Annotated in this window: 22 protein-coding genes, 1 tRNA gene and 2 other RNA genes; 16 read left to right on the forward strand and 9 right to left on the reverse strand. The window is 58.7% G+C overall.

Annotated elements, in window-relative coordinates; genetic code table 11:
* The first annotated feature begins 197 nt into the window (after positions 1-197).
* Entirely contained in the window at positions 198-1,670 is a 1,473-nt protein-coding gene (locus ACSJLU_RS16730) for a mannitol dehydrogenase family protein (protein WP_380824561.1), read from the forward strand.
* 61 nt (positions 1,671-1,731) lie between these two features.
* Here the strand turns inward: ACSJLU_RS16730 and ACSJLU_RS16735 are convergent, their stop codons facing one another.
* A complete protein-coding gene (locus ACSJLU_RS16735; RefSeq protein ID WP_004935734.1) occupies positions 1,732-2,040 on the reverse strand; it encodes a type 1 fimbrial protein in 309 nt (102 codons plus the stop codon).
* Positions 2,041-2,358: 318 nt separating this feature from the next.
* On the opposite strand from ACSJLU_RS16735, the gene ACSJLU_RS16740 reads away from it, so the two are divergent.
* From ACSJLU_RS16740 to yejF, 8 genes are all read left to right on the forward strand, one after another.
* Positions 2,359-3,333, forward strand: a complete 975-nt coding sequence (locus ACSJLU_RS16740; protein ID WP_025303551.1) for a CobW family GTP-binding protein — start codon at positions 2,359-2,361, stop codon at positions 3,331-3,333.
* Positions 3,334-3,411: 78 nt separating this feature from the next.
* The gene (locus tag ACSJLU_RS16745) at positions 3,412-4,122 is read left to right on the forward strand and encodes a phosphatase PAP2 family protein (RefSeq protein WP_025303552.1); all 711 of its coding nucleotides are present in this window, start codon (positions 3,412-3,414) and stop codon (positions 4,120-4,122) included.
* A gap of 410 nt (positions 4,123-4,532) precedes the next feature.
* A complete protein-coding gene (mepS, locus tag ACSJLU_RS16750) occupies positions 4,533-5,108 on the forward strand; it encodes a bifunctional murein DD-endopeptidase/murein LD-carboxypeptidase (protein ID WP_025303553.1) in 576 nt (191 codons plus the stop codon).
* A gap of 413 nt (positions 5,109-5,521) precedes the next feature.
* A complete protein-coding gene (locus ACSJLU_RS16755) occupies positions 5,522-7,108 on the forward strand; it encodes a cyclic di-GMP phosphodiesterase (RefSeq protein WP_025303554.1) in 1,587 nt (528 codons plus the stop codon).
* 89 nt (positions 7,109-7,197) lie between these two features.
* Positions 7,198-9,006: an extracellular solute-binding protein gene (locus ACSJLU_RS16760; RefSeq protein ID WP_049208504.1), complete on the forward strand. Its 1,809-nt coding sequence runs from the start codon at positions 7,198-7,200 to the stop codon at positions 9,004-9,006.
* 9 nt (positions 9,007-9,015) lie between these two features.
* Positions 9,016-10,107: a microcin C ABC transporter permease YejB gene (locus ACSJLU_RS16765; protein WP_049208502.1), complete on the forward strand. Its 1,092-nt coding sequence runs from the start codon at positions 9,016-9,018 to the stop codon at positions 10,105-10,107.
* Positions 10,104-11,129, forward strand: coding sequence for an ABC transporter permease (locus ACSJLU_RS16770; RefSeq protein ID WP_439041012.1), 1,026 nt, complete (start codon positions 10,104-10,106; stop codon positions 11,127-11,129). Before ACSJLU_RS16765 ends, ACSJLU_RS16770 begins: the two co-directional genes overlap by 4 nt.
* Before the next feature lies 1 nt (position 11,130).
* Complete coding sequence (gene yejF, locus ACSJLU_RS16775) at positions 11,131-12,741, forward strand: microcin C ABC transporter ATP-binding protein YejF (protein ID WP_025303558.1); 1,611 nt, start codon at positions 11,131-11,133, stop codon at positions 12,739-12,741.
* An 8-nt stretch (positions 12,742-12,749) separates the two neighbouring features.
* Here yejF and ACSJLU_RS16780 read toward each other — a convergent pair whose 3' ends face one another.
* The 3 genes from ACSJLU_RS16780 to rsuA all read right to left on the reverse strand — a co-directional run bounded on the left by ACSJLU_RS16780 (position 12,750) and on the right by rsuA (position 15,640).
* A complete protein-coding gene (locus ACSJLU_RS16780) occupies positions 12,750-13,094 on the reverse strand; it encodes a YejG family protein (RefSeq protein ID WP_004935763.1) in 345 nt (114 codons plus the stop codon).
* A gap of 594 nt (positions 13,095-13,688) precedes the next feature.
* Positions 13,689-14,885 (reverse strand): Bcr/CflA family multidrug efflux MFS transporter, encoded by a 1,197-nt coding sequence (locus ACSJLU_RS16785; RefSeq protein WP_025303559.1) that lies wholly within the window; start codon positions 14,883-14,885, stop codon positions 13,689-13,691.
* Between the two features lie 41 nt (positions 14,886-14,926).
* On the reverse strand, positions 14,927-15,640 hold the full coding sequence (gene rsuA, locus ACSJLU_RS16790) for a 16S rRNA pseudouridine(516) synthase RsuA (RefSeq protein ID WP_439041013.1): 714 nt from the start codon (positions 15,638-15,640) through the stop codon (positions 14,927-14,929).
* A gap of 318 nt (positions 15,641-15,958) precedes the next feature.
* Between rsuA and ACSJLU_RS16795 the strand changes: the two genes are divergently transcribed.
* Both ACSJLU_RS16795 and rplY read left to right on the forward strand, forming a co-directional pair.
* Complete coding sequence (locus ACSJLU_RS16795) at positions 15,959-17,716, forward strand: DEAD/DEAH box helicase (protein ID WP_043136446.1); 1,758 nt, start codon at positions 15,959-15,961, stop codon at positions 17,714-17,716.
* A gap of 162 nt (positions 17,717-17,878) precedes the next feature.
* Positions 17,879-18,163 carry a 50S ribosomal protein L25 gene (rplY, locus tag ACSJLU_RS16800; RefSeq protein ID WP_019453645.1) on the forward strand — a complete coding sequence of 95 codons (285 nt, stop codon included), beginning with the start codon at positions 17,879-17,881 and terminating at the stop codon, positions 18,161-18,163.
* 84 nt (positions 18,164-18,247) lie between these two features.
* Here rplY and yejK read toward each other — a convergent pair whose 3' ends face one another.
* Entirely contained in the window at positions 18,248-19,255 is a 1,008-nt protein-coding gene (yejK, locus tag ACSJLU_RS16805) for a nucleoid-associated protein YejK (RefSeq protein ID WP_049208498.1), read from the reverse strand.
* 210 nt (positions 19,256-19,465) lie between these two features.
* Between yejK and ACSJLU_RS16810 the strand changes: the two genes are divergently transcribed.
* From ACSJLU_RS16810 to ACSJLU_RS16830, 5 genes are all read left to right on the forward strand, one after another.
* Complete coding sequence (locus ACSJLU_RS16810) at positions 19,466-19,693, forward strand: YejL family protein (RefSeq protein WP_004935782.1); 228 nt, start codon at positions 19,466-19,468, stop codon at positions 19,691-19,693.
* A 9-nt stretch (positions 19,694-19,702) separates the two neighbouring features.
* Complete coding sequence (yejM, locus tag ACSJLU_RS16815; RefSeq protein ID WP_049208496.1) at positions 19,703-21,484, forward strand: LPS biosynthesis-modulating metalloenzyme YejM; 1,782 nt, start codon at positions 19,703-19,705, stop codon at positions 21,482-21,484.
* A 78-nt stretch (positions 21,485-21,562) separates the two neighbouring features.
* Positions 21,563-21,639: transfer RNA gene (locus tag ACSJLU_RS16820), tRNA-Pro, on the forward strand.
* 34 nt (positions 21,640-21,673) lie between these two features.
* A non-coding RNA gene (locus ACSJLU_RS16825) (RtT sRNA) lies at positions 21,674-21,803 on the forward strand.
* 34 nt (positions 21,804-21,837) lie between these two features.
* A non-coding RNA gene (locus ACSJLU_RS16830) (RtT sRNA) lies at positions 21,838-21,967 on the forward strand.
* 112 nt (positions 21,968-22,079) lie between these two features.
* Here the strand turns inward: ACSJLU_RS16830 and ACSJLU_RS16835 are convergent.
* Genes ACSJLU_RS16835 through gtdA form a run of 4 tightly spaced genes read right to left on the reverse strand, consistent with a single transcriptional unit; the run spans position 22,080 to position 25,711 of the window.
* Complete coding sequence (locus tag ACSJLU_RS16835) at positions 22,080-23,273, reverse strand: 3-hydroxybenzoate 6-monooxygenase (RefSeq protein WP_043136451.1); 1,194 nt, start codon at positions 23,271-23,273, stop codon at positions 22,080-22,082.
* Positions 23,274-23,292: 19 nt separating this feature from the next.
* Entirely contained in the window at positions 23,293-23,937 is a 645-nt protein-coding gene (maiA, locus tag ACSJLU_RS16840) for a maleylacetoacetate isomerase (RefSeq protein WP_025303615.1), read from the reverse strand.
* A 19-nt stretch (positions 23,938-23,956) separates the two neighbouring features.
* Complete coding sequence (locus ACSJLU_RS16845; protein ID WP_025303616.1) at positions 23,957-24,658, reverse strand: fumarylacetoacetate hydrolase family protein; 702 nt, start codon at positions 24,656-24,658, stop codon at positions 23,957-23,959.
* Between the two features lie 15 nt (positions 24,659-24,673).
* Positions 24,674-25,711 (reverse strand): gentisate 1,2-dioxygenase, encoded by a 1,038-nt coding sequence (gene gtdA / locus ACSJLU_RS16850; RefSeq protein ID WP_049208494.1) that lies wholly within the window; start codon positions 25,709-25,711, stop codon positions 24,674-24,676.
* Between the last annotated feature and the right edge of the window lie 14 nt (positions 25,712-25,725).

The following is a 25,725-nucleotide window of genomic DNA, read 5'->3' on the forward strand; positions in this document are numbered from 1 at the left end:
AAAAGTGAACCGCGCATTGGTTGATCCACTTCACGATTTTGGCTTATTTTGGACTGACCAATTCCTTTAACCTGTCGACAGACCTACACTGGTCGCAGTTTTTTATCGCCGGCGCCACCCTGCCCATACGGCGGCAAACTGGTCCGCTAACTTGATGCAAGTGGCCCGCCAGCTGTCCTACACGCTTTGGAGATGAGATGAAAACGATCGCCAACACCCCGCTACCGGGCACCGTCCGGCAACCGAACTATGATCGCCGTGCCCTGCGCAGCCGTATCGTGCACCTGGGTTTCGGCGCGTTTCACCGCGCACATCAGGCGCTGCTGACGGATCGGGTATTGAACGCCCAGGGCGGCGACTGGGGCATTTGCGAAATCAGCCTGTCTGGCGGCGTGCCGCTGTTTGAGGCGCTGCGGCAGCAGGATCATCTGTACAGCGTGCTGGAGAAAGGCGCGGACGGCCATCAGGCCATTGTGATCGGCGCGGTGCATGAAAGCCTGCACCGCAAGCTGGAGGGCATCGCCGCAGTGCTGGAGAAGCTGGCAGAGCCGCAGGTGGCAATCGTCTCGATGACCATCACCGAAAAAGGCTACTGCATCGAGCCCGGCAACGGGCAACTGGATTGGCAGCATCCGGGGATCGTCGCCGATCTGGCGGCGCCGCATCAGCCGCAGACCGTGCCCGGCATTGTGGTAGAGGCGCTGCGGCTGCGGCGCGAACGCGGCCTGCCCGCCTTTTCCCTGCTCTCCTGCGACAATATTCCGGAGAACGGCCACGTGCTGCGCCGGGCGGTGCTCGATCTAGCGCAGGCGCGGGATCCGTCGCTCGCCGATTGGATCGCCGCCGCCGCCACCTTCCCCTGCACCATGGTGGACCGCATCGTGCCGGCCGCCACGCCGACTACGCTGGATGAGATCGCCGCCGCGCTGGGCGGCGTGCGCGACGAATGCGCTATCGCCTGCGAGCCCTTCATTCAATGGGTGGTGGAAGACAACTTCGTCGACGGACGCCCGACGTGGGAGCTGGCCGGCGCCCAGTTGGTCAGCGATGTACTGCCGTTTGAACACATGAAGCTGCGCATGCTGAACGGCAGCCACTCGTTCCTGGCTTATCTCGGCTACCTGGGCGGCTACCGCTATATCAACGAGTGCATGGCGGATGAGCACTACCGCCGCGCCGCCCTGCGATTGATGCTGGACGAACAGGCCCCGACGCTGAGCGTCACCGGCATCAGTCTGGCCGACTACGCCGCACAGCTTATCGCGCGCTTCAGCAATCCGGCGCTGCAACACCTCACCTGGCAGATCGCCATGGACGGTTCGCAGAAGCTACCGCAGCGTCTGCTGGACGCCGTGCGCTGGCATCTGCGGCACGGCGGCGACTATAGCGGGCTGGCGCTGGGCGTGGCGGGCTGGATGCGTTACATCGGCGGCGTCGATGACGCCGGACAGCCGATCGACATTCGCGATCCGCTGGCAGATGTGCTGCAACAGACTGTCGCCGCCACGCCGGACGATCGGCGGCGCGTAACGGCGCTGCTGGCGCTCAAACCGGTGTTCGGCGAAGCGCTGGCGACGCATGGGGGGTTTACCGACGCAGTGACGCAAGCCTATTTGTCACTGCGCGATCGCGGTGCGCGTGAAACGGTGAAGGAGTGGGTGAAGCGGTGAAGTGCCTGCAGGCTGAGAATAACCATGCCGACGTAACGTTACGCCGGCATGGCGGAACGACTTAACGATAAACGACCGTCATAACAGCAAGTTTCTTCTGTTGGTCTACCCACTTCATTTCGGTTGTGCCAAGATTCAGCGGAAGTTCTTTGCGTGTAGTATCAAAACCTGACAACGCTTGCTGGGCCTGATAATGCTGGCCGTTGCGGTAACATTGCGTATTCGCCTTAGAATCTGCAATCTTGACCGTGCAAGGACTTTCAACGATAGAGCCGACGAAGCGAATTACCCCGCCGGCCACTCCTGCCTGACTCACTGCCGTCCATGAAAACAACATTCCTACGATCAAAAATAACCGAAAGGTATTCATGGCAACCTCATTTTTAGTTAAGCCAATTTAACCATAGAGGATCTTGTTAGGAATAATCGCAAGGAAAGGGACAGGATTTGATCGTTAATCGCGTCATTAACAATGTAAAAACAAGCTACTAACAAAAGTTAACCGTATCTAATACAGGGTTTTATCTAAGAATTTTCTTGCAAAGAAAGGTGGATTTTATCGGTTGAAAAGCGCAGGGTGACGTGCAAAATTTGCGAGATAGAGCACAAATTAAATCGCGGTCGTTTCACCGATACGGCTGCGTAACTCATTTATTAAGCAGGTTAATTTTTGCGCCAGGAATGATTAATGACCAAAACCAATTTGATTACCGGTTTCCTCGGCAGCGGTAAAACCACCACTATCCGCCATTTGCTGGCTCATAAACCCGAACATGAACGCTGGGCGGTATTGGTCAATGAATTCGGCGAGATCGGCATCGACGGCGCGCTGCTGGCGGACAGCGGCGCGGTGCTCAAAGAGATCCCCGGCGGTTGCATGTGCTGCGTCAACGGCCTGCCGATGCAGGTGGGCTTGAATATGCTGTTGCAACAGGCCAAACCGGACCGGCTGCTGATCGAGCCGACCGGGCTAGGACACCCGAAGCAAATCCTGTCACTGCTGACCCAGGAGAGCTATGCCGGCTGGATCGATCTGCAGGCCACGCTGTGCCTGCTGGATGCCCGCCAGCTTAGCCAACCCCGCTACCGCGACAACGAAAATTTCCGCGATCAGCTGGCCGCGGCCGACGTTATTCTGGCCAGCAAAAACGACACCTATCAACCGCAAGACAGACTGGCGCTGGAAGCCTGGAGGGCGCAAGATTCGCTGCAGCGGCCCTGCTACGCCATCGCGCAAGGCGAAGCAGATGTCGCGCTGTTGTCACTTCCTCGCACAAATCGTACAGAATTGCCGGACGCGCAGCATCATCATGGTCAGGCGAAAAAGCAGGGGCTGGCGGCGCTGCGGCTGCCGGAACACGCCCGTTGGCGGCGAGCGCTGAACGAAGGGCAAGGCTTCACCAGCTGCGGCTGGATTTTTGACGGCGACACCCGGTTCGATACCGTCGGTTTCATGGAGTGGGTGCGGCTGGCGCCGGTCGAACGAATCAAAGGCGTGGTGCGCATCCCCGAAGGCACATTGCTGATCAATCGCCAGGGGCAGGATCTCAACATCGAAACCCGCCCGCTCGCACCGCTCGACAGCCGAATTGAACTGATCCACAGCGAAAATGCCGATTGGAACGCCCTGCAATCCGCCTTGTTTAAGATTCGTTTAAGTTAAACCCCGTACCGTTGCCCCCCGGTTGTCGCAGGGCAACCGGGTTTTGTTTCGTTTTCATTTTTCCAACAGGTTTATGTCATGACACGCCGCAATTTACCCTTCATTCTCTTCTTCAATTTACTGGGCGTTGCGCTGTTTCTGTCCTGGTTCCTGCCGGCCAATCACGGCGGCTGGTTTACCCTGGATTCGGCGATCTTCTTCTTCTTTAACCGCCATCTGGCCACCGACCCGGCGTTTTTGCACCTGGTCGCCATCACCAACAACCGCGCGTTCGACGCGATCTCGCTGCTCGCCATGGGGCTGCTGTATCTGTACTTTTATCTGAAGCAGGACGCCGCCGGCCGCCGCCGTCTGGTGATCACCGGCGTGGTGATGCTGCTGACCGCCGTGGTGCTGAACCAGCTTGGCCATCTGCTGCCGGTGAAGCATCCGAGCCCCACCCTGACCTTTGACAATATCAATCGCGTCAGCGAACTGACCGGCATCCCCACTAAGGACGCTTCCGGCGACAGCTTCCCCGGCGACCACGGCATGATGCTGATTATTTTTTCCTGCTTTATGCTGCGCTATTTCGGCCGCGGCGCCTTTGCCATCGCCCTGCTGATTACGCTGGTCTTCTCATTGCCACGCGTGATGATTGGCGCCCACTGGTTTACCGATATCGCCGTCGGCTCGCTGTCCGTGGTGCTGGTTGGTGCCAGCTGGGTGCTGATGACGCCTTGCAGCGACTGGATCGTCGATCGGTTGAACCGCCTGTTGCCCGGCAAGCACCGTCCCAGCCAACCATAATATGCATTTATGACTCATACCGGGAGGTGCCCGCCTCCCGGCCTTTCCCCCTTCGCCGAGCGCAAAATGTCGCCACCAGTCGTTAACGCTTTTGCAACCTGATTTCACGCCAGATTCATACATCGGACAATTGGCGTTTTTTATATGAAGATTTACATTATGTTACATCACAAATTCATATAAAAAAGACGGGAAAAAGGCTCGCAATCCCCTATTTGTTCCGGTAATCTCAGATGCGTTTGTGCCTGGTTTAAGTCGAATCAGTATGGAATCCGATAAAAATGTGCGTTCTCGCACGTTTTCAACGGTAACTGGTTGTCGATGCAACAGGTGCGGACTAGGCTCGTTCCGTTTGGCATTTTTCAGGTAGCGACTTTCGTCGTTAAGGACTTCAAGGGAAAACAACAACAATGGTCAAATCTCAACCGTTTCTGAGATATTTTTTGCGGGTAGTCCCTGCAATTGCCGCTGCGGTTATGCTGTCAGCGTGCAGCTCGACTCACACTTCGAACTTGAATAACGCACAAACTGAGATGCGTGCAGTTAATGACAAAGACGGTCTTTTACTGCAAGCCTCTCAGGATGAATTCGAAGCGATGGTCCGCAACGTTGACGTCAAGTCAAAGATTATGGATCAGTACGCGGACTGGAAAGGTGTTCGCTACCGCTTAGGCGGTGACACCAAGCGCGGCATCGATTGCTCGGCGTTTGTACAGCGCACCTTCCGCGAACAGTTCGGTATGGATTTACCGCGTTCTACCTATGAACAGGAAGATCTCGGCAAGAAAATCCAGCGCACCAAGCTGCGCGCCGGCGATTTAGTGCTGTTCCGCGCCGGTTCTACCGGGCGCCATGTCGGTATCTATTTAGGTAACGATCAGTTCGTTCACGCTTCTACCAGCAGTGGCGTCATGATTTCCAAGCTGACCGATAACTATTGGAATAAACGTTATCGAGAAGCACGCCGAGTGTTGACCAACGGCTGACGGCGCAACGCCCTGAAGATCCTGAATACCAAACGAGCGATAAGCGCCGCCTACGGGCGGCGTTTTTTTTTGGCTGTCGAATGGGTATCATCAAGATTGATCCCTGCCTTATCGTCACCGTTCCCCACTTAACACTGCCGCACGTCGTTATTTTGATAAACTGTTGGCAGGAAATCGCGCCATCGAGGAAAAACTCGCCTATTATCGTCAGATGACGGCAACGGCGCCCCGGCGTTATTTAAAACGTTTCCGCTTAAAATAGGCGCATTATATTTCTGTCGGCGACGTCGCGTATTTAAACGGCGCCGCCGGTTGGTTCGGGATAAAAAGTCAAAAATGAAAAAAAAGCCGTTTGCACAATCCATTAACTGGCTGTGCGACACCCCTGACGCCCGGTTGCAGAGGACTCGGTTATGGGCTTGAAAAGAGCTTTTGCCCGCAGCGTGTCTCACCGACAGCGCAGCCTGGCTAAAAGCGGTGTCGCTGCCCTGGTATTTTTTACGCTCTTCACTGCGGTCACGCTTTCTTTGATCAACCACCAGCGCACGCAATATCAACACAAGGTCGAAGCGCGTACGCAAAAATTCACGCTGGGTTATATCTCGCACCTGACGGCAGTGATGCAGCAAATGATGCCGCTACTGGACAAGCCTTGCCTCTCCAGCCAGTCGGATATTACCTACCAAGCGGCCTTTACCAGCGGCGTGCGCACCTTCCTGTTGGTAAAAGGCGGCTACGCCTATTGCTCTTCCGCCACCGGTGACATGATGTTGCCGATGAAAAATCTCTACCAGGAAATCGACTGGGATCTGCCTTTGGATCTGAAGCTGCAGCAGGGCACGCCGATCGTACCGAACAAACCGGCGGTGGCGGTTTGGCTGCGGCATCCCGGCGAAAAGGCCACCGGCATCCTCGCTACGCTGGACATCGATCTGATGCCCTATTTACTGTTCACCTCGCATGACGAACAGGCGCCGGGCATCGCCATCGTGATGGGCAACCGCGCCCTGACCACCTTCAGCCCGAACCTGATGCCGGTCGATCAACTGCCGAAAGGCAAGGCGGATACCCTGACGATGCCCAATCTGCCGCTGACCATCCTGTTCTACAACGAGAAACTGACGCCCAATGACATTCGCCTGACGCTGCTGGGCAGCCTGGTGCTGTCACTGATGATTGGCGTGCTCTGCTACTATATGCTGCTGTTGCGGCAAAGCCCGGAGCGCGCGCTGCTGCGCGGCATCAAGCGCAACGAGTTCTTTATCGAATACCAGCCGGTGTTCCATACCGACAGCAACAGCATTGGTGGGCTGGAAGCGCTGATCCGCTGGCAGCATCCGCTCGAGGGCCGCATCCCGCCCGATGTCTTTATCCCCTACGCCGAAAGCAACGGGCTGATCGTGCCGCTTACCCGCCATCTGTTCAGGCTGATCGCCGAAGATGCGCCGCAGCTCGCCAAAGCGCTGCCACGGGGAGGCAAAGTCGGTCTCAATATTTCCCCCGCCCACCTTAGCGCGCCGTCGTTCCATCAGGACGTGTATGAACTACTGACGCAACTGCCGGGCGATTACTTTACGCTGGTGTTTGAAATCACCGAACGCGGCATGGTGGAAGAAGAGAGCGCGCTGGCGGAGTTCGACTGGCTGCACAAACAGGGTATCGAGATCGCGGTGGACGATTTCGGCACCGGGCACAGCGCGTTGATCTATCTTGAGCGCTTCACCATGGATTACCTGAAGATCGATCGCGGCTTCGTCAACACCATCGGCCAGGATACGGTCACCGCGCCGGTGCTGGATGCGGTGATCTCGCTGGCGAAAAAGCTGAAAATGCTGACGGTGGCCGAGGGCGTGGAAACCGCCGAGCAGATGCAGTTCCTGCAAGAACACGGCGTCAACTTCATGCAGGGCTACTACTTCAGCAAGCCGCTGAGCATCGATGATTTCGTCGCTTACTGCAATGCTAATCAGGTCTTTGATTATCAGGAAAAAAATAGTTAATCTTTAGGCAACTTTACCCTGCGCCCACCCGAAGAATGTTATGCCGGGCGCAGGTTGTACCTTATTCCACAGCAGGAGCTTACCGTCCGATGTCCGTGCGCATTTTCGCTGCTCTGGTGCTCTCGGCACTGAGTTTCGGTCTGCAGGCCGAAGCCCTCAACGAAAGCTACGCTTTCGCCCTGCTCGGTGAACCGAAATACGCCACCGACTTCAGCCATTTCGACTACGTCAACCCGGCGGCGCCCAAAGGCGGCGACGTACGGCTGGCGGCCATCGGCACCTACGACAACTTCAACCGTTTCGCTACCCGCGGCGTACCCGGCGAGCGCACGATGGAGCTGTACGATACGCTGTTCACCAACTCCGACGACGAACCCGGCAGCTATTACCCGTTGATTGCCGAATCGGCCCGTTTCCCAGCCGACATGCGCTGGATGGAATTGGATATCAACGCCCGCGCCCGCTTCCAGGACGGCAGCCCGATCACCGCCGCCGACGTGGCCTTTACTTTCAATAAATTCATGACCGAAGGCGTACCGCAGTTTCGCTCCTTTTACAAAGGCGTCACGGTCAAGGCCATTTCCCGGCTGACGGTGCGCATCGAGCTGCCTAAGGCAAATCGCGATCAAATCCTCAGCCTGCTCAGCCTGCGCGTATTGCCGGAAAGCTTCTGGAAAAACCATAAGCTCAACGAACCGCTCAGCACCCCGCCGCTCGCCAGCGGCCCGTACAAAATCGGCGATTACCGCCTCGGCCAGTACATCACCTATCAGCGGGTGCGCGACTACTGGGCCGCCAACCTACCGGTGAATCGCGGCCGCTATAACTTCGACAGCATTCGCTACGATTATTACCTGGACGATAAAGTGGCGCTGGAAGCCTTCAAGGCCGGCGCTTATGATTTCCGCATCGAGCCGTCGCCCAAGAGCTGGGCCACCCAGTATCAGGGCGGTAATTTCGCGCGCAACTACATCATCAAACAGGACGAAACCAATCAGGCGGCACAGAATACCCGCTGGCTGGCGTTTAACCTGCAAAAACCGCTGTTCGCCGATCGTCGGGTACGGGAAGCGATCGGCCTGGCTTTCGACTTCAACTGGATGAACAAAGCGCTGTATTACAACGCCTATCAGCGCGCCGACAGCTATTTCCAAAATACCGCCTACGCCGCCCGCGGCTACCCGGACGCCGCTGAACTGGCCTTGCTGGCGCCGCTCAAAGGCCAGATACCGCCAGAGGTGTTTACCAGCATCTACCAACCGCCCTCCTCCGACGGCAGCGGCAACGATCGGCAAAACCTGCTGAAGGCGACCCAACTGCTGAAAGAAGCCGGTTGGGTGGTCAAAAATCAAAAGTTAGTCAACGCGAAAACCGGCCAGCCGTTCACCTTTGAATTGATGCTGCTGAGCGGCAGCAACTTCCAATATGTGATGCCGTTCCGCCACAACCTGCAGCGGTTGGGCATCGAGATGCAAATCCGCGAGATTGACGCCTCGCAGTACACCCGCCGTCTGCGCGAGCGCGATTTCGACATGATGTCGACGGTGTATATGGCAATGCCGTTCCCCAGCGCCAACTTGCAAATCATTTGGGATTCGCAGTACATCGATTCCAGCTATAACACCCCCGGCGTCAAGGACCCGGCGGTTGACAGCCTGGTCAGGCAAATCGCCGCCCATCAGGGCGATGAAAAAGCCCTGTTGCCGCTCGGCCGCGCGCTGGACCGGGTGCTGACCTGGAACAACTACATGCTGCCGATGTGGTACTCCAACCACGATCGCTATGCCTATTGGGACAAATTCTCCACGCCGTCGATCCGCCCGGCCTATGCGATCGGCTTCGACAACTGGTGGTACGACGTCAACAAGGCGGCGCGCTTACCGGCTCAGCGGCAATAAGGAGTCGGAATGGCGGCCTATCTGATACGCAGACTGTTATTGGTGATCCCCACGCTGTGGGCGATCATCACCATCAACTTTTTTATCGTGCAAATCGCGCCCGGTGGCCCGGTGGATCAGGCCATCGCCGCCATCGAGCTGGGGCACGGCAGCGGTTTTGGCAGCGGCGGTGTCGGCGAAGGCCTGGGCCATGCCCGGACGGGCATCGCGGCAGGCGACGGCCAATATCGCGGTTCGCGCGGCCTGGATCCGGAGGTGATCGCCGAGATCACCCAACGGTACGGCTTCGACAAACCGCTGCACGAACGCTACTTCACCATGCTGTGGAACTATATGCGCTTCGACTTCGGCGACAGCCTGTTTCGCGGCGCTTCGGTGATGCAACTGATTAGGCAGAGCCTGCCGGTCTCCATCACGCTGGGCCTTTGGAGCACGCTGATCATCTATCTGGTGTCGATCCCGCTCGGCATCCGCAAGGCCGTCCACAACGGCAGCGCATTCGATACCTGGAGCAGCACGCTGATCATCATCGGCTACGCCATTCCGGCTTTCCTGTTCGCTATCCTGATGATCGTGCTGTTCGCCGGCGGCAGCTACCTCGACTGGTTCCCGCTGCGCGGCCTGGTGTCCAGCAACTTCGACACCCTTTCCTGGCCGGCGAAGATCGCCGACTACCTGTGGCACATCACGTTGCCGGTGCTGGCGACGGTGATCGGCGGCTTCGCCACCCTGACCATGCTGACCAAAAACGCGTTCCTCGATGAGATCCGCAAACAGTACGTCACCACCGCCCGCGCCAAAGGGTTGGACGAAAAAAAGATCCTGTACCGCCACGTGTTCCGCAACGCCATGCTGCTGGTGATCGCCGGTTTTCCGGCCACCTTTATCAGCATGTTCTTTACCGGATCGCTGCTGATTGAGGTGATGTTCTCGCTCAACGGTCTGGGGCTGCTGGGCTACGACGCCACGCTGCAGCGCGACTACCCGGTGATGTTCGGCACGCTGTATATCTTCACCTTGATCGGCCTGCTGTTGAACATCCTCAGCGATGTCACCTACACCCTGGTCGATCCGCGCATTGACTTCGAGGCCCGCCAATGAGCCGCCTTAGCCCAATCAACCAGGCGCGCTGGGCGCGCTTTCGCCGCAACCGCCGCGGCTACTGGTCGCTGTGGATCTTTCTGGTGCTGTTCACCCTGAGTCTGGCCGCCGATCTGATCGCCAACGACAAACCGCTGTTGGTGCGTTATGAAGGCCGGTTATACCTGCCGTTTATGATTAGCTACAGCGAAACCGCCTTCGGCGGCGAGCTGAACACCGAGGCCGACTATCAGGATCCGTTTGTCCAGCGGCAGATCGAACGGCACGGCTGGGCGGTCTGGGCGCCGATCCGTTTCAGCTACGACACCATCAACTTCGCCACCGAGGTGCCCTTCCCTTCGCCGCCTTCGCGCCATAACCTGCTGGGCACCGACAGCAACGGCGGCGATGTGCTGGCTCGGGTGCTGTACGGTTTTCGCATCTCGATGCTGTTCGGCCTGGCGTTGACGCTGTTTTCCAGCCTGATCGGCGTGTGCGTCGGCGCGACCCAGGGGTATTACGGCGGGCGTTTCGACCTGTGGGGGCAGCGATTTATCGAAGTGTGGCCGGGCATGCCGACGCTGTTTCTGATCATCCTGTTGTCGAGCATCGTCCAGCCCAATTTCTGGTGGCTGCTCGGCATCACCATCCTGTTCGGCTGGATGAGCCTGGTGGGCGTAGTGCGCGCCGAATTCTTGCGCACCCGCAACTTTGACTACATCCGCGCCGCGCGCGCCATGGGCGTGCCGGATCGCGTGATCATGTCCCGCCATATGCTGCCTAACGCCACGGTGGCGACGCTGACCTTCCTGCCGTTTATCCTTTGCGGCTCGATCACCACCCTGACGTCGCTCGATTTCCTCGGCTTCGGGCTGCCGATAGGCTCGCCGTCGCTCGGCGAATTGCTGCTGCAAGGCAAAAACAATCTGCAGGCGCCGTGGCTCGGCATCACCGCCTTCTTGGTATTGGCAGTGCTGCTGTCGTTATTAATCTTTATCGGCGAAGCGGTGCGCGACGCCTTTGACCCCAGCAAGGCGCATTGATATGGCCACTCCTTTGCTCGCAATTCAAGATCTCAGCATCGCCTTCCGCCAGGGCGACACCGTCACGCCGGTGGTCAACGCACTCTCGCTGCAAATCGCGCCGGCGGAAACGCTGGCGCTGGTAGGGGAATCCGGCTCCGGCAAAAGCGTCACCGCCCTGTCGATACTGCGCCTGCTGCCCGCGCCGCCGGTGGTTTACCCTGCCGGTGATATCCTGTTCAACGGCGACTCGTTGCTGCATGCGCCGGAAGCGGCGCTGCGCAAGGTGCGCGGCAATCAGATCGCGATGATCTTTCAGGAGCCGATGGTGTCGCTTAACCCACTGCACACCATCGAAAAACAGCTGGCGGAAGTGTTGATGCTGCACCGCGGCCTGCGGCGCGAAGCCGCGCGCGCAGAGATCGTCGAGTGCCTGGAACGCGTCGGCATCCGTCAGGCCAAGAGCCGGCTGCAGGATTACCCGCATCAGCTGTCCGGCGGCGAACGCCAGCGGGTGATGATCGCCATGGCGGTGTTGACCCGCCCAAAACTGCTGATCGCCGACGAACCCACCACCGCGCTCGACGTTACTATCCAGGCGCAGATCCTGACGCTGCTGCAAGAACTGAAGCAGGAGATGGGCATGGGGTTGTTGTTTATCACCCATAATCTGAATATCGTGCGCCGCCTGGCGGATAACGTGGCGGTAATGCGTCAGGGGCGCTGCGTAGAGCAAAACGCCCGCACGCAGCTGTTCAGCCGGCCGCAACATCCTTACACGCAGCAGCTGCTGGCCGCCGAGGACGTCGGTGAACCGCTGCCGCTGCCTGCCGCAGCCAACGGGCGCCCCGGCGACGAGCGGCCGCTGCTCAAAGTGGAAAATCTGCAGGTGCGCTTCCCTATTCGACGCGGCCTGCTGCGCCGCACGGTGGATTATCACTATGCATTGAAATCATTGAGTTTCGAGCTGCGCGCCGGGGAAAGCGTGGGGCTGGTGGGAGAATCCGGCTCGGGCAAAAGTACCACCGGGCTGGCGCTGCTGCGCCTGCTGGCCTCTCAGGGCGCCATCTGGTTCGACGGCGAACCGCTGCACCCGCTCACGATGAAGCAGATGCTGCCCTACCGCAGCCGAATGCAAATCGTCTTCCAGGATCCCTATTCCGCCCTGAACCCGCGCCTGAACGTACAGCAGATCATCGCCGAAGGGCTGGAAGTGCACCAGCGGCTTACCGCCGAGCAACGGGAACAGCGCGTGATCGCGGTGTTGCAGGAGGTCGGGCTGGACCCGCAGTTGCGCCACCGCTATCCCACCGAGTTTTCCGGTGGCCAGCGCCAGCGTATCGCCATCGCGCGTGCACTGATCCTGCAGCCACAGTTGCTGATCCTCGACGAGCCGACCTCTTCGCTGGATAAATCGGTGCAGGCGCAGATCCTGACGCTGCTGAAATCGCTGCAGCAACGCCACCGGCTGGCTTATCTGTTCATCAGCCATGACCTGCAGGTGGTGCGTTCGCTATGCCACCAGATCATCGTGTTGCGACAGGGAGAAGTGGTTGAACAGGGAGACTGCCGGGCGATTTTCGCGGCGCCCGCCGCCGACTATACCCGTCAACTGCTGCAGTTGGCGGACTAGCGGCGAATTTAGAAAGGGTATTGCGCGCTGAGCGGTTCGGCGATCGCGGCGCCGACGTTTTTCAGGCGGCACATGGTGGCGCTCTCGTCGCTGCGCTGCACGAACAGGCAAGGTTCCCCTTCCCATTCAACAATCGCGCAGTCGACCTGAATCTCCTGCAGCGACAGATTGAGCTGTTGCATGACCTGCCAGGCCTCGGCCCCTTCATGGCTGAGTAACTTCAGACCAATCAGGTTGTTATCTTCGTCTATTCCGTTAAACGGAATCGGTTCGACCTTCACGCCGGTGAAACCAGATAGCCAACGATAACTTTGCGGCAAGCGATGCACTACCGAAAGTTGGATACTTTCCACATGAAATCCCTAGATTGAAAAGGTGAAACACTTTTACCTGACAGGGTTACTAAGTTATAGCCGTTGACTCCCGACTCTGCCGCGCACAAATGTTATTTAAATGTAAATTTTGCCGCTAGCCATTAACCTGACCCCGTGCTTGCCGATGCCGTGCCATTTTTTGGCGCGCCGTGCGGTGTTATTTCACGGCATTTTGCGACTCAGCTCGCATTTTTGCGTTATATGTAACCCTTTCCCGCAGCGATCTCAACTCTTTTTTCTTGCAATGCGACTACTTTTCCGTCGCCATATTTTTACAATGAAGAAACATTTAGCCCACCACGCTAGCGCAACTGTCTCTTCTAATAGCTTGATTTATATCAATCCTAATACAAACCGCTCACGCTGTTCAGCCGACAGAGCGCCGCGCCTCCCGGGGAATATTGGGCGGCACGATGGCGGAATTTTTTAACAAAAAGCACACAGAGGGGAAAACGGCCAATTAATTAGCTTGCGTATATTTAGCAACAAATTTTTCATTGCCAGTTGCACCCTGAAATGGCAAGGCGCAACCCTAAGGCGATGCGGGGCAAAACGCCCCGAATCGGGAGAACGTCAGGCTGCGCGATCGCGCGGCCGGCTGGCGTAAACATAGAACAGCACCGCCACGATGCTGCACAGCGCCATCGAGGTGACCATGGGCCAGGCGCTTTTGCCCGGCGCCATCGACAGCACCGCTCCCACCAGCGCACCGATGCTGAAGCGCAACGTACCGGCCAAGGAAGAAGCCGTGCCCGCCATATGCGGGAAATCATCCAAGATCACCGCCATGGCGTTGGAGGAGATCATCGCGATGCACCCCAGATAGACCGCAACGCCGATCACCAGCGCCCAGAAACCCAGACCGACAGCGCTCACCGCCAGCAGCCACAGCCCCATCGCCAGCTGTACCAGCAGCCCCAGCTTGAACATCTTGACCGCGCCGAACCGCCGCACGTTGCGGCTGTTGATCAGCGTCGTCAGGAACAGGAACACGATGTTCAGCGCAAAATAGTAGCCGAAGTGTTGCGGCGAAACGTGGTTCAGTTCGATGTAGACGAACGGCCCGGCGCTGAGGAACGAGAACATGCCGGCGAACGAGAAGGCGCTGGCCAGCATGTAGCTCAGCACCCGTTTGTGGCGGAACAGCGAACCGAAGTTGCCCAGCGTGGTGCGCAGGTGGAACCGCTGTCGCCGTTCTTTCGGCAGCGTCTCCTTGATGAACAGGGCCACCAGCAGTGAACCGATCAACGCCGCGGCGCCCATGGTCCAGAAGATGGCGTGCCAACTGAACCACAGCAGCAGCGCCCCGCCGATCATCGGCGCCAGCAGCGGCGCGATGGTCATCACCAGAATGACGAACGACATCATGCGCGAGAACTCGTCCTTGGTGAACATGTCGCGCATCAAGGCGTTGATCACTACGCTGGCGGCGGCGGCGGCCAAACCGTGCAGGAAACGCAGCCCGATCAGCTGATCGATCGATTGCGCCATGGCGCAGGCGCAGCCGGCGATGGCGAAGATCAGCGTACCCCACAGGATCACCGGCTTGCGGCCGATGCTGTCCGACATCGGCCCATAGAACAGCTGCCCGAAGGCAAAGCCGAGCATATAGGCGCTGAGCGTCATCTGCACGCTGCCGGACTCGACGCCAAACTGGGCGGCGATCACCGGCATACTGGGCAGGTACATGTCGATGGCCAACGGCATCAACATGGACAACAGGCCCAGAATGAAAATCAAACCGAGATGAGAGGTTCGGTTCTGTTGCACGTTCCACGACTCCTTAATCGGCCGCAATCGATGATCGGTTATCAGTCCTGCAGGTGCGGCGCGCCCACGCTGGCGATCTCTTCTTCGGTCAGTGGGCGGTATTCGCCCGGCGCCAGATCGTCATCCAGCACGATGGCGCCGATGCGCTCGCGGTGCAACTCGATCACCCGATTGCCGACGGCAGCGAACATCCGCTTCACCTGGTGGTAGCGCCCTTCGCTGAGGGTCAGGCGCACCACGTGCTCGTCGACCTGCTCCAGCGTCGCTGGCCGCGTCAGATCTTTCTCGTTGTGCAGATGCACCCCTTCGGCGAAACGCTGCGCGGTGTCTTCCGCCAGCGGGTGCTCCAGCGTCACCAAATAGGTTTTCTCACAGTGGTGGCGTGGCGACGTGACGCGGTGCGACCACTGGCCGTCGTCGGTCATCAGCACCAGCCCGGTGGTGTCGATATCCAACCGCCCGGCGGCGTGCAGCTTGTACGCGACCGGCTCATCGAGGAAGTACAGCACCGTCGGATGATCGGGATCGTCGGTGGAACAGACGTAACCCTGCGGTTTGTTGAGCATGAAATAGCGCGGGCCGTTCTGCTGCTGCAGCGGATTGCCGTCGAACGCCACTTCTTGCTCCGGGGTCAGTTTGACAGCCCCGCTCTTCACCACCTCACCGTCCACGGTGACGCGTTTAGCCCGAAGTTCGCGCGCAACCAGCGCACGGCTAATGCCTAACTGCTGAGATAAAAACTTGTCCAATCGCATGGGGTCTGCTTTGCCTGTCGTTGTTATGATCGCATTGATCGTATTGCCAAAATATGACGCCCGCCGTTGCACCGGGTGCAAATGGCAGGTTCAGGGGGGAAATCGCGTGGGGGAACAGCGATTGCTGTCACACGAGTATAGCGGTACAACGCGTTGCCCGACAGGGGTAATTTTCACGCTTCTCGCACCGCGCGCGCGCAGAAGGCATAATAATAGAAATTTTTCGGCCGCCCGGCACGTAAAATGTCACGGTTTCTGTGGGAACAGTGGTGACAAAACCGGTTCCCGGCGGCCCATTCCAACCTACGGCGTTCATTTATGGCCTTTACCCTACGCCCCTACCAACTGGAAGCGGTCGAAGCCACCATCAACCATTTCCGGCGGCACCCCGAACCGGCGCTGATCGTGCTGCCGACCGGTGCCGGCAAAAGCCTGGTGATCGCCGAGCTGGCGAAGCGCGCCCGCGGGCGGGTGCTGGTGCTGGCGCACGTCAAGGAACTGGTGGCGCAAAACCACGCCAAATACTGCGCCTACGGCCTGGAAGCGGATATCTTCGCCGCCGGCCTGCAGCAGAAAGAGAGCGCCGGCAAGGTGGTGTTCGGCAGCGTACAGTCCGTCGCGCGCAACCTGCCGCTGTTCGACGGCGCCTTTTCGCTGCTGATCGTCGATGAATGCCACCGCATCAGCGACGACGACGACAGCCAGTACCAGCAAATCATCCAGCATTTACAGAAAACCAACCCGCAGCTGCGGCTGCTGGGGCTGACCGCCACGCCTTACCGACTGGGCAAGGGCTGGATTTACCAGTATCACTACCATGGCTTCACCCGCGGCGACGGCGCCAGTCTGTTTCGCGACTGCATCTACGAGCTGCCGCTGCGCTACATGATTAAGAACGGCTTCCTGGTGCCGCCTGAGCGGCTGGATATGCCGATCGTGCAGTACGATTTCAGCCGGTTGGAAGCCAGAAGCAACGGCCTGTTCAGCGAAGCGGATCTGAACCGCGAGCTGAAGCGGCAAAACCGCGTCACGCCGCATATCATCAGCCAGATCGTGGAATACGCAGAGGATCGCAAAGGCGTGATGATCTTCGCCGCCACCGTGGAGCACGCCCGCGAGATCCACGGCCTGTTGCCGAACGGCGAAGCCGCGCTGGTCAGCGCCGAAACGCCGCCCGCCGAGCGCGATGCGCTGATCGACGCGTTCAAACAGCAGCGGCTGCGCTATCTGGTCAACGTCGCGGTATTGACCACCGGTTTCGACGCGCCGCACGTCGATCTGATCGCGATCCTGCGCCCCACCGAGTCCGTCAGCCTGTACCAGCAGATCGTCGGGCGCGGGCTGCGTTTGGCGCCCAACAAAAAGGATTGCCTGATCCTCGACTACGCCGGCAACCCGCACGATCTATTCACGCCGGAGGTCGGCGTCAGCAAGCCGCACGGCGACAGCCAGCCGGTGCAGGTATTCTGCCCGGCCTGCGGCTTCGCCAACCTGTTCTGGGGCAAGTGCACCGAGAACGGCGATATCATCGAGCACTACGGCCGCCGCTGCCAGGGCTGGCTGGAAGACGACGACGGCCACCGCGAGCAGTGCGATTACCGCTTCCGGTTCAAGAGTTGCCCGCACTGCGGCGCGGAGAACGATATCGCCGCACGCCGCTGCCATCAATGTCAGGAAGTGTTGGTCGATCCCGACGACATGCTGAAGGCGGCGCTGAAGCTGAAAGACGCGCTGGTGCTGCGCTGCGGCGGCATGGAACTGCAGAGCGGCCGCGACGACAAGGGCGAATGGCTGAAGGCCACCTATTACGACGAGGACGGCACCAGCACCAGCGAGCGCTTCCGCCTGCAGACGCCGGCGCAGCGCAAAGCGTTCGAGATGCTGTTCCTGCGCCCGCATCAGCGCGCGCCGGGCGTGCCGTTCGCCTGGCACACCGCCGCCGACGTGCTGGCGCAACAGCAGGCGCTGCGCCATCCCGATTTCGTGGTGGCGCGCAAGCGCGGGCAGTTTTGGCAGGTGCGTGAGAAAGTGTTCGATTATCAAGGCCGTTTCCGCCGCGCCAATCAGTTGGCCTGAGCGAACTGTCCCCAACCTGGGCAGGTTTTCGTTGCCCTGCGGGCGGCTTTCCGTTAAAATGCCGCGCGCTTTACCTGGGCCTGCCCAGCGTTAAAGCGGGTTTCCGAACTTGCTACTTGGGTCGCCTGTAGCAGGGTAAATTTTCTTTTAAGAGAAAAAACAATGTTCACTATCAATGTAGAAGTACGTAAAGACCAGGGTAAAGGTGCGAGCCGCCGCCTGCGTGCAGCAAACAAATTCCCAGCTATCGTTTACGGTGGCAAAGAAGCTGCAGTTTCCATCGAATTGGACCATGATTCTGTTAAGAACATGGAAGCTAAACCAGAATTCTACAGCGAAGCAGTAACTCTGGTTATCGACGGTAAAGAAACCAAAGTTAAGGTTCAGGCTGTACAGCGTCACCCGTTCAAGCCAAAACTGGCTCACATCGACTTCGTTCGCGTTTAATCGCTACGTTTTCGAACCTTTCGGGACGCCGAAATAAAGAACGCCGCAATTGCGGCGTTTTTTATTGTCTGCACTTCGGCACGCTTACTTGCCGCCGCCGGTCCGGCGCTGCAGCTGATCGCGCAGGTTCGGCGGCGTGCCTTTGATGGTCAGCGTGTCGGTGGCTGCATCCCAGAAAATGCGCTCGCCCAGCAGCATGGCGTCGAAGTTCAGGCTGATGCCGCCGCCGCTGCCGGCGAATTTGGTCAGCTGACGCAGCGTGCCGCGATCCGCCGGGAAGCTCTCTTCCAGCTCATACCCTTGCTCGCTGGAGAACTGCATGAAGTCTTTCTCGCCGACCGGCGACAGCTCCTGCGACAGCGCCTGCAGTTCAATCTCTTCGCCCGCCTGCAGCTGTTCGTTGCAGTAGCTGTACACCTGCTGGCGCACCGACTGGCGCTCGTTCTTGTCCAGCTGCGCATCGGCGCAATAGTCGTCTACCGCCTGCAGCAGCCCGCGGTTTTGCGCCTTGGTGTCCAACCCTTCGGACGCCGCCAGGAAGTCCATGAAGAAGTCGGCGACCTTGCGGCCCACGCGCCCGCGCAGGAAGGTCAGGTAGCGGGTCGATTCCGGGTTGGTTTCCCATTCGGTCAGATCGATGCGCGCGACGATATCGGCGTTGTTGATGTCCAGATAGTGCGTGGTGTTGATATCCAGCTCTTCGTTGACGCGCATGCTGTTACGGCTGTTCAGCACCGCGATCAGCAGGTACTCCACCGCCAGATAACGGTATTGGCCGAACAGCACCACGCCGCCTTCGGCAAACGGATACTTCGCCAGTTCGTCGCGCAGGCGGCCGGTCGCCGCGCGGCTGAAGGCCAGAAAGTCCTTATCGTCCTTGCGGCAGGTGCGCAGCGCTTCCGCCAGCTCGCTACCTTCGTTGAACAGGCCTAAGGCCTTGCTCTTGGCGCTGTAGACGCGATGCAGTTCCGTCATCATTTCTTCCACCGCCGCGTTGGTAGGAAGCAAGGAATCGCGCAGCACCACGTCCAGCGTTTGCTCGTCGCGTTTCACCAACTGATGCAAAGCGATCTGGTCGATATCCAGACTCATGGTAAATCCTCCTGTTCTTTAGGCGCGTATTCAAACACTGAAGGCCCCGACCTGCAATACTAAAAACCGCGGCAAACCGGAAAGGCGCTGCGAGGAGCAGCCCCGCCACGGGCGCCCCCTTCCCCAAATGACAGGAAGTGATAAAAGAGCGGAAAATCACTGCCCTATACGGTAAGATAGGGCACTTTGCAGATTACTAAGCGCAATTTTATGCCACAATCATCCCGTTACAGTGACGAACACGTTGAACAACTGCTCTCAGAGCTGGTCAATGTTCTGGAAAAACACCATACCCCCACCGATCTTTCCCTGATGGTGCTGGGCAACATGGTCACTAATTTGATCAACACCAGCGTTGCCCCCGCGCAGCGGAAAACCCTGGCAAGATCGTTCGCGGAAGCCCTGCAGGCTTCTGTCCGTGAAGACAAAGCACATTAATATTGACTTATGGTGACAAACCGTCAGCGTTATCGTGAAAAAGTCTCCCAGATGATCAGCTGGGGGCACTGGTTCGCCTTATTCAACATCCTGCTCGCCCTTGGGCTGGGCAGCCGCTACCTGTTTGTTACCGACTGGCCCGCATCCCTGCTGGGCCGGGTCTATGCCTTTGTCAGCCTGCTGGGGCATTTCAGCTTTATCGTGTTCGCCGGCTATTTGCTGGTGATCTTCCCGCTCACCTTCGTGGTGATGTCGCAGCGGCTGCTGCGATTTATTTCCGCCGCGCTGGCCACCATCGGGCTCACGCTGTTGCTGGTCGACAGCGAAGTGTTCTCCCATTTCCACCTGCACCTCAATCCGGTGGTGTGGGATCTGGTGGTCAACCCGGACCAGAGTGAGCTGTCGCGCGACTGGCAGCTGATGTTTATCTGCGTGCCCGTGATCTTCCTGGTGGAGATGTTGTTCGGCACTTGGAGCTGGCAGAAGCTGCGCAGCCTGAACCGCCGCCGCTTCGGCAAACCGCTGGCGGCGCTGTTTATCAGCGCCTTTTTCGCGTCGCACCTGATTTACATTTGGGCTGACGCCAACTTCTATCGCCCGATCACCATGCAGCGAGCCAATCTGCCGCTCTCGTACCCGATGACCGCGCGCAAGTTCCTCGAAAAACACGGCCTGCTCGACCAGCAAGAGTATGAGCGCCGCCTGATGCAACAGGGCAACCCGGAAGCGGTGGCGGTGGAGTATCCGCTCAGCGATCTCAGCTACGGCGATAAAGGCAGCGGCTATAACCTGCTGATGATCGTGGTGGACGGCATTCGCGCCAAAGACGTGGCGCAGGACATGCCGGCGCTGACGCGCTTCGCCCAGGAAAACGTGCGCTTCAGCGATCACTACAGCTCGGGTAATCATGCCGACACCGGGCTGTTCGGCCTGTTCTACGGCATTTCTCCGACCTATCTGGACAGCGTGCTCGCCGGCCGCAAGCCGTCGGCGCTGCTCAACGCGCTCGGCGATCAGGGCTACCAACTGGGGCTGTTCTCTTCCGACGGTTTCAACGCCAGCCTGTACCGCCAGGCCCTATTGACCGACTTCTCGCTGCCGACGCCGGCGCCGCAAAGCGACGCGCAAACCACGCAGCAATGGCAGCGCTGGCTGACGGATCAGGGCGGCAAAGAGCCGTGGTTCTCCTATATCAACTTCAGCGGCGCCGAGCCGGCCGAAGGCGACAAAACCCCGGCGACGGCCGATTTTATCCAACGCTATCGCACCGGCGCGCAAGACGTGGATGCCCAGATAGCCCAGGTGCTGGATACCCTGAAACAGCGCGGTCTGCTGGACAAAACCGTGGTGGTGATCACCGCCGAACACGGCGTCGAATTCAACGACAGCGGCAAAGGCCAATGGGGCGCCGGCACTGCCTTCAACCAGGCGCAACTGCAGGTGCCGTTGGTGATCCACTGGCCGGGCACCCCGGCGCAGACCATCAGCAAGCTGACCGGCCATAACGACGTGATGCGCACCTTGATGCAACGGTTGCTGCACGTGAAAACCGCGCCGAAAGACTATTCGCAGGGCGAAGATCTGTTCACCGCCCAGCGCCGCAACGACTGGATCGCCACCGGCGATGGCAATCAGCTGGTGATCACTACGCCGACGCAGACGCTGATGCTGGACAACAGCGGCAACTATCGCGTCTACGATCAGAACGGCGAAGAAATAAAAGACGAGAAACCGCAGCTTGCTCTGCTGCTGCAGGTGCTGACCGATGTAAAACGCTTTATCGCCAACTAACTGCTTAAAACTAAAGCAATCAAGTGGCGAGGCGCTTGCATTAACATCGGGAATCGGTAGTATGATTTTTCATAGCGTCGGCATGTAGCGCAGCCTGGTAGCGCACCGTCATGGGGTGTCGGGGGTCGGAGGTTCGAATCCTCTCATGCCGACCAAATTTAAGAAAACCTGCTGTTACAGCAGGTTTTTTTTCATCTACACGTCGAGAGGATGAGAATCTCCGAAGGAGGTTTGAGCCGAACGTAGTGAGACCACGTTGCTTTAGCAACGGCCCGCAGGGCAAGCATCGAAGATGCGCATAATCCTCTCATGCCGACCAAACTCAAGAAAACCTGCTGTTACAGCAGGTTTTTTTTCGTCTGCACGTCGAGAGGATGAGAATCTCCGAAGGAGGTTTGAGCCGAACGTAGTGAGACCACGTTGCTTTAACAACGGCCCGCAGGGCAAGCATCGAAGATGCGCATAATCCTCTCATGCCGACCAAATTTAAGAAAACCTGCTGTTACAGCAGGTTTTTTTTCGTCTGCATATTGAGAGGATTAGGCCGCACCGATTTGGCCCATGCGCTAGCGGAGGCCTGGGCAGGGCCTCTCTCTCAGCGCGGCTGCAGGCAGTTTTCTTCTTTCCAGCCGTACAGCCATTCCATTCCGCGATAAAATTCCGCCTGAGATTTGCCTTTCCATAACAGATTACGCACCTGGCGCTCAACGCCTGCGGCGTGATAAACACGGCCCATCTCACGGGTTGACCAGACGATGCGCGCCGTGCGTGGAATACGTACCGACTCGTACAGGGCAAGCGCTTTTGCCGCATCCCCTCCATGCTCTTCCAGCGCTTTACCCAGCGTTACCGCATCCTCCAGCGCCATGCAGGCTCCCTGTGCCATATACTGTGCCACCGGGTGCGCTGCGTCTCCCACCAGCGTGATACGGTCGTTGCCCCATTTCTCCACCGGTTCACGATCGGCGGTTGACCAGCGGCGCCATGAGGTCGGCTTATCCAGCATCTGGCGCGGACGCGGGTGAATACCGGAAAAATAGGAAAGTACCTCCTCTTTACTGCCCTCCTTCACACCCCATTCCTCCTGCTGACGGCTATGGAACGTCACCACCAGGTTATACTGCTTCCCGCCGCGCAGCGGGTAATGCACCAGATGGCAATGCGGCCCCGCCCACAGTACCGGCGCGTTAATGCGTAAATCCTCCGGCATCTCATCGCAATTAATCACGGCGCGGTAAACCACATGTCCGGTCACCCGCGGCGCATCGCCCAGCAGGTACTGCCGCACCACCGACCTCACGCCATCGCAGCCGATCAGAATATCCGCCGTCCAGCGATTGCCCTGCTCATCAAATACCGTCACATCGTCCACCGTTTGGCTGATACCCGCCACCTGCGTTGAGGTACGGTATTCCACATCCGGATGGGTCAATACCGCTTCCCAAACAGAGGCGTGGATATCCGCCCGATGGATAACCGCATAGGGACCGCCAAAGTGATCGCGAAATGCTTGCCCGGTCTCAATATGCACCACCTCCTGGGCATTGACCGCATCCATCAGGGTAATGTGATCGGTAAAGACGGCGCGCTGACGCGCTACGCCGCCCACACCCAGGCTATCCAGCGCGGAAAAGGCGTTGGGGCCGAGCTGAATACCCGCCCCAATCTCACCAATCTCGTGCGCCTTTTCCAACAACATCACTTTAATGCCCTGGCGAGCCAGCGAGAGCGCAGTCGCTGCGCCGCCAATGCCTCCCCCGACGATAATTGCGCGCATCACTTTAGCCATTGTTTTCCTCCTTTCGGGCTCAGGCTGAGATTTTGTCTTGTTGGTTTTCGGGCGCCGCGGCGATGAACGCCGGGAGACGAGTACAGGCGTCGTAAACCGCTTTACAGCGCGGGTACCCGCTCAGGTCGCACCCCATCCGCAGGGCATTCGCCCACTGAGGGATCAGGCAGCAATCCGCCAACGTCGGGGTATCGCCAACGCAGAAGGGTCCTGGCGGCCTCTGGAGCAACAGCTGTTCTACGGCGCTCAGCCCTTGGCGGATCCAGTGCGCATACCAGCGTTTTTTCTCTTCCTCACTCACCTTCAGCTCTTCACTCAGGTAGCGTAAAACCCGCAGGTTATTTACCGGATGAATATCGCAGGCAATAACATAGACGATTTCCAGTATCCGGCTGCGCGCCGGGTCGGCCGCCGGCAACAGCGGCGACTGAGGAAAATGGCGATCCAGCCAGTCAATAATCGCCAGCGACTGGCTGAGAGACTCACCGTCGTCCGTGAGCAGCGTCGGCACCAGCCCGACCGGGTTCATTCGCCGATATGCCAGCTCATTCTGCTGCCCGATACGAATATTGACCCCCACCGTCTGGTAATGGAGGCCTTTCAGCGCCAGCGCAATGCGCACGCGGTAGGACGCTGAGCTATTAAAGAAACTGTACAGCTTCATCATTCACCTCTGAATCGGCTCAGACAATCTTCACGGCGATTGGGGTTAGCCCCTCTACATTGCCGGTAATCACATCGCCTTTCACCACCGCGCCCACCCCTTCCGGCGTCCCGGTAAAAATCAGATCGCCGGGCTGCAGCTCAAAAAAGCCGGACAGATAGCTGATGGTTTCATTCACCGACCAGATCAGATGGCGGATGTCGCTGCGCTGGCGATCGCTGCCGTTGACCTGCAGCCAGATAGGCGCGTTGTTCACGTCGGCGCTGTCGCCGGCTTTATGCAATGGCGCGATGGGCGCAGAAAGATCGAACGACTTGCCGATTTCCCATGGGCGCCCCATCTGACGCATGTCCATCTGCCGATCGCGGCGGGTCATGTCCAGGCCTGTGGCATATCCCCAAATGTATTCATGCGCCTTTTCCAGCGGAATATCGCTCCCCCGTTTGCCAATCGCCACCACCAGTTCGATTTCGTAGTGATAGTTGTCGGTTTGCGACGGATACGGCAACGCCAGCGTTTCGCCGGCCGCCACCGGCACCACCGCATCGGCAGGCTTGCAGAAGAAAAACGGTGGCTCACGATCCGGGTCAAAGCCCATTTCGCGGGCATGCGCAGCATAGTTACGCCCGACGCAGTAGACACGGCGCACGGGAAACTGTTTATCACTCCCCACAACAGGAACCGTCACAGGAGCTTGCGGTGCAAATACGTATTGCGTCATTTTGTCTCTCCCAAATTAATAACGTGCTTCGCGGAACAGTCCCAGGGCTTCCTGAACCGGCCTGTCCGAGAAACTGAATAACACGGTGTCTTCGTCCGCCTGAAACGACACGTCGAACCAGGTCGGCGCCACGAAGATATCTTTTGCCGAAAAGTGAAGGGTTTCGCTGCCGATGCTGACCTGGCCGCGCCCTTCCACCACGTGGTAAATGGTGCTGTCCGTGGTGCGCGCCTTCCGTGAGGAAAAGCCTTTCGGCAGCAGCTGCAGGAAGGCGCCCATCGAGGGCATGGGATAGCCGCCGGTCACCGGGTTGGCGTAGCGCATCTTGTAGCCGTCCCACTCGTCGGCGTCCCCCATGCGGGTGAGGTCGTGCAGCGCTTCCCGGCTGCGATCGTAGCGGTAGTTGAAAATGGGCGATGAGTTGCCTTTCTGATGGCGCAGCGGCAGCATATTGGCCGCATAGCGCGGTAAATAATCCCCCTCCTGGCGCGTCACGGGCTGCTGCTCTTGCGGATAGTCTTCCGCGAAACCGCAACCCAGCAGGTTCACCAGCGGCAGATCCAGCCCGTCCAGCCATACCACCGGCTCCTCGCCGGGATTACCGTGATCGTGCCAGCGCCACTGCGGCGTCAAAATGAAGTCGCCTTCATGCATTTGCGTACGTTCACCGTCAACGGCGGTAAATGCCCCTTTCCCTTCGACGATAAAACGCAATGCCGACTGATTATGGCGATGGCTCGGCGCGACTTCGCCCGGCATGATCAACTGCAATCCGGCATACAGCGTCGGGGTGATGGAGGACTGTCCGCGCAGCATCGGGTTTTCCAGCACCAGCACGCGGCGAACCGCCTCTTTGGCGCCAATCAACTCGCCGCTGGCCAGCAGGTGCGGGCGAATCGCCTGATAGTTCCAGTAAGCCGGAGCGCAGTTTGCATTCGGCGTTTGCGGCACCAAATGGTGCAGCGACTCCCACAATGGGGTCAGGTTCTGCCCGGAAATATGCCGGTAGAACTGCTGGCGGCTGGGATTAACATCCTGATTGCGTTCAGGCATAGGGATTCTCCTTT

The organism is Serratia bockelmannii (assembly GCF_051803255.1).
Taxonomy (GTDB): domain Bacteria; phylum Pseudomonadota; class Gammaproteobacteria; order Enterobacterales; family Enterobacteriaceae; genus Serratia; species Serratia bockelmannii.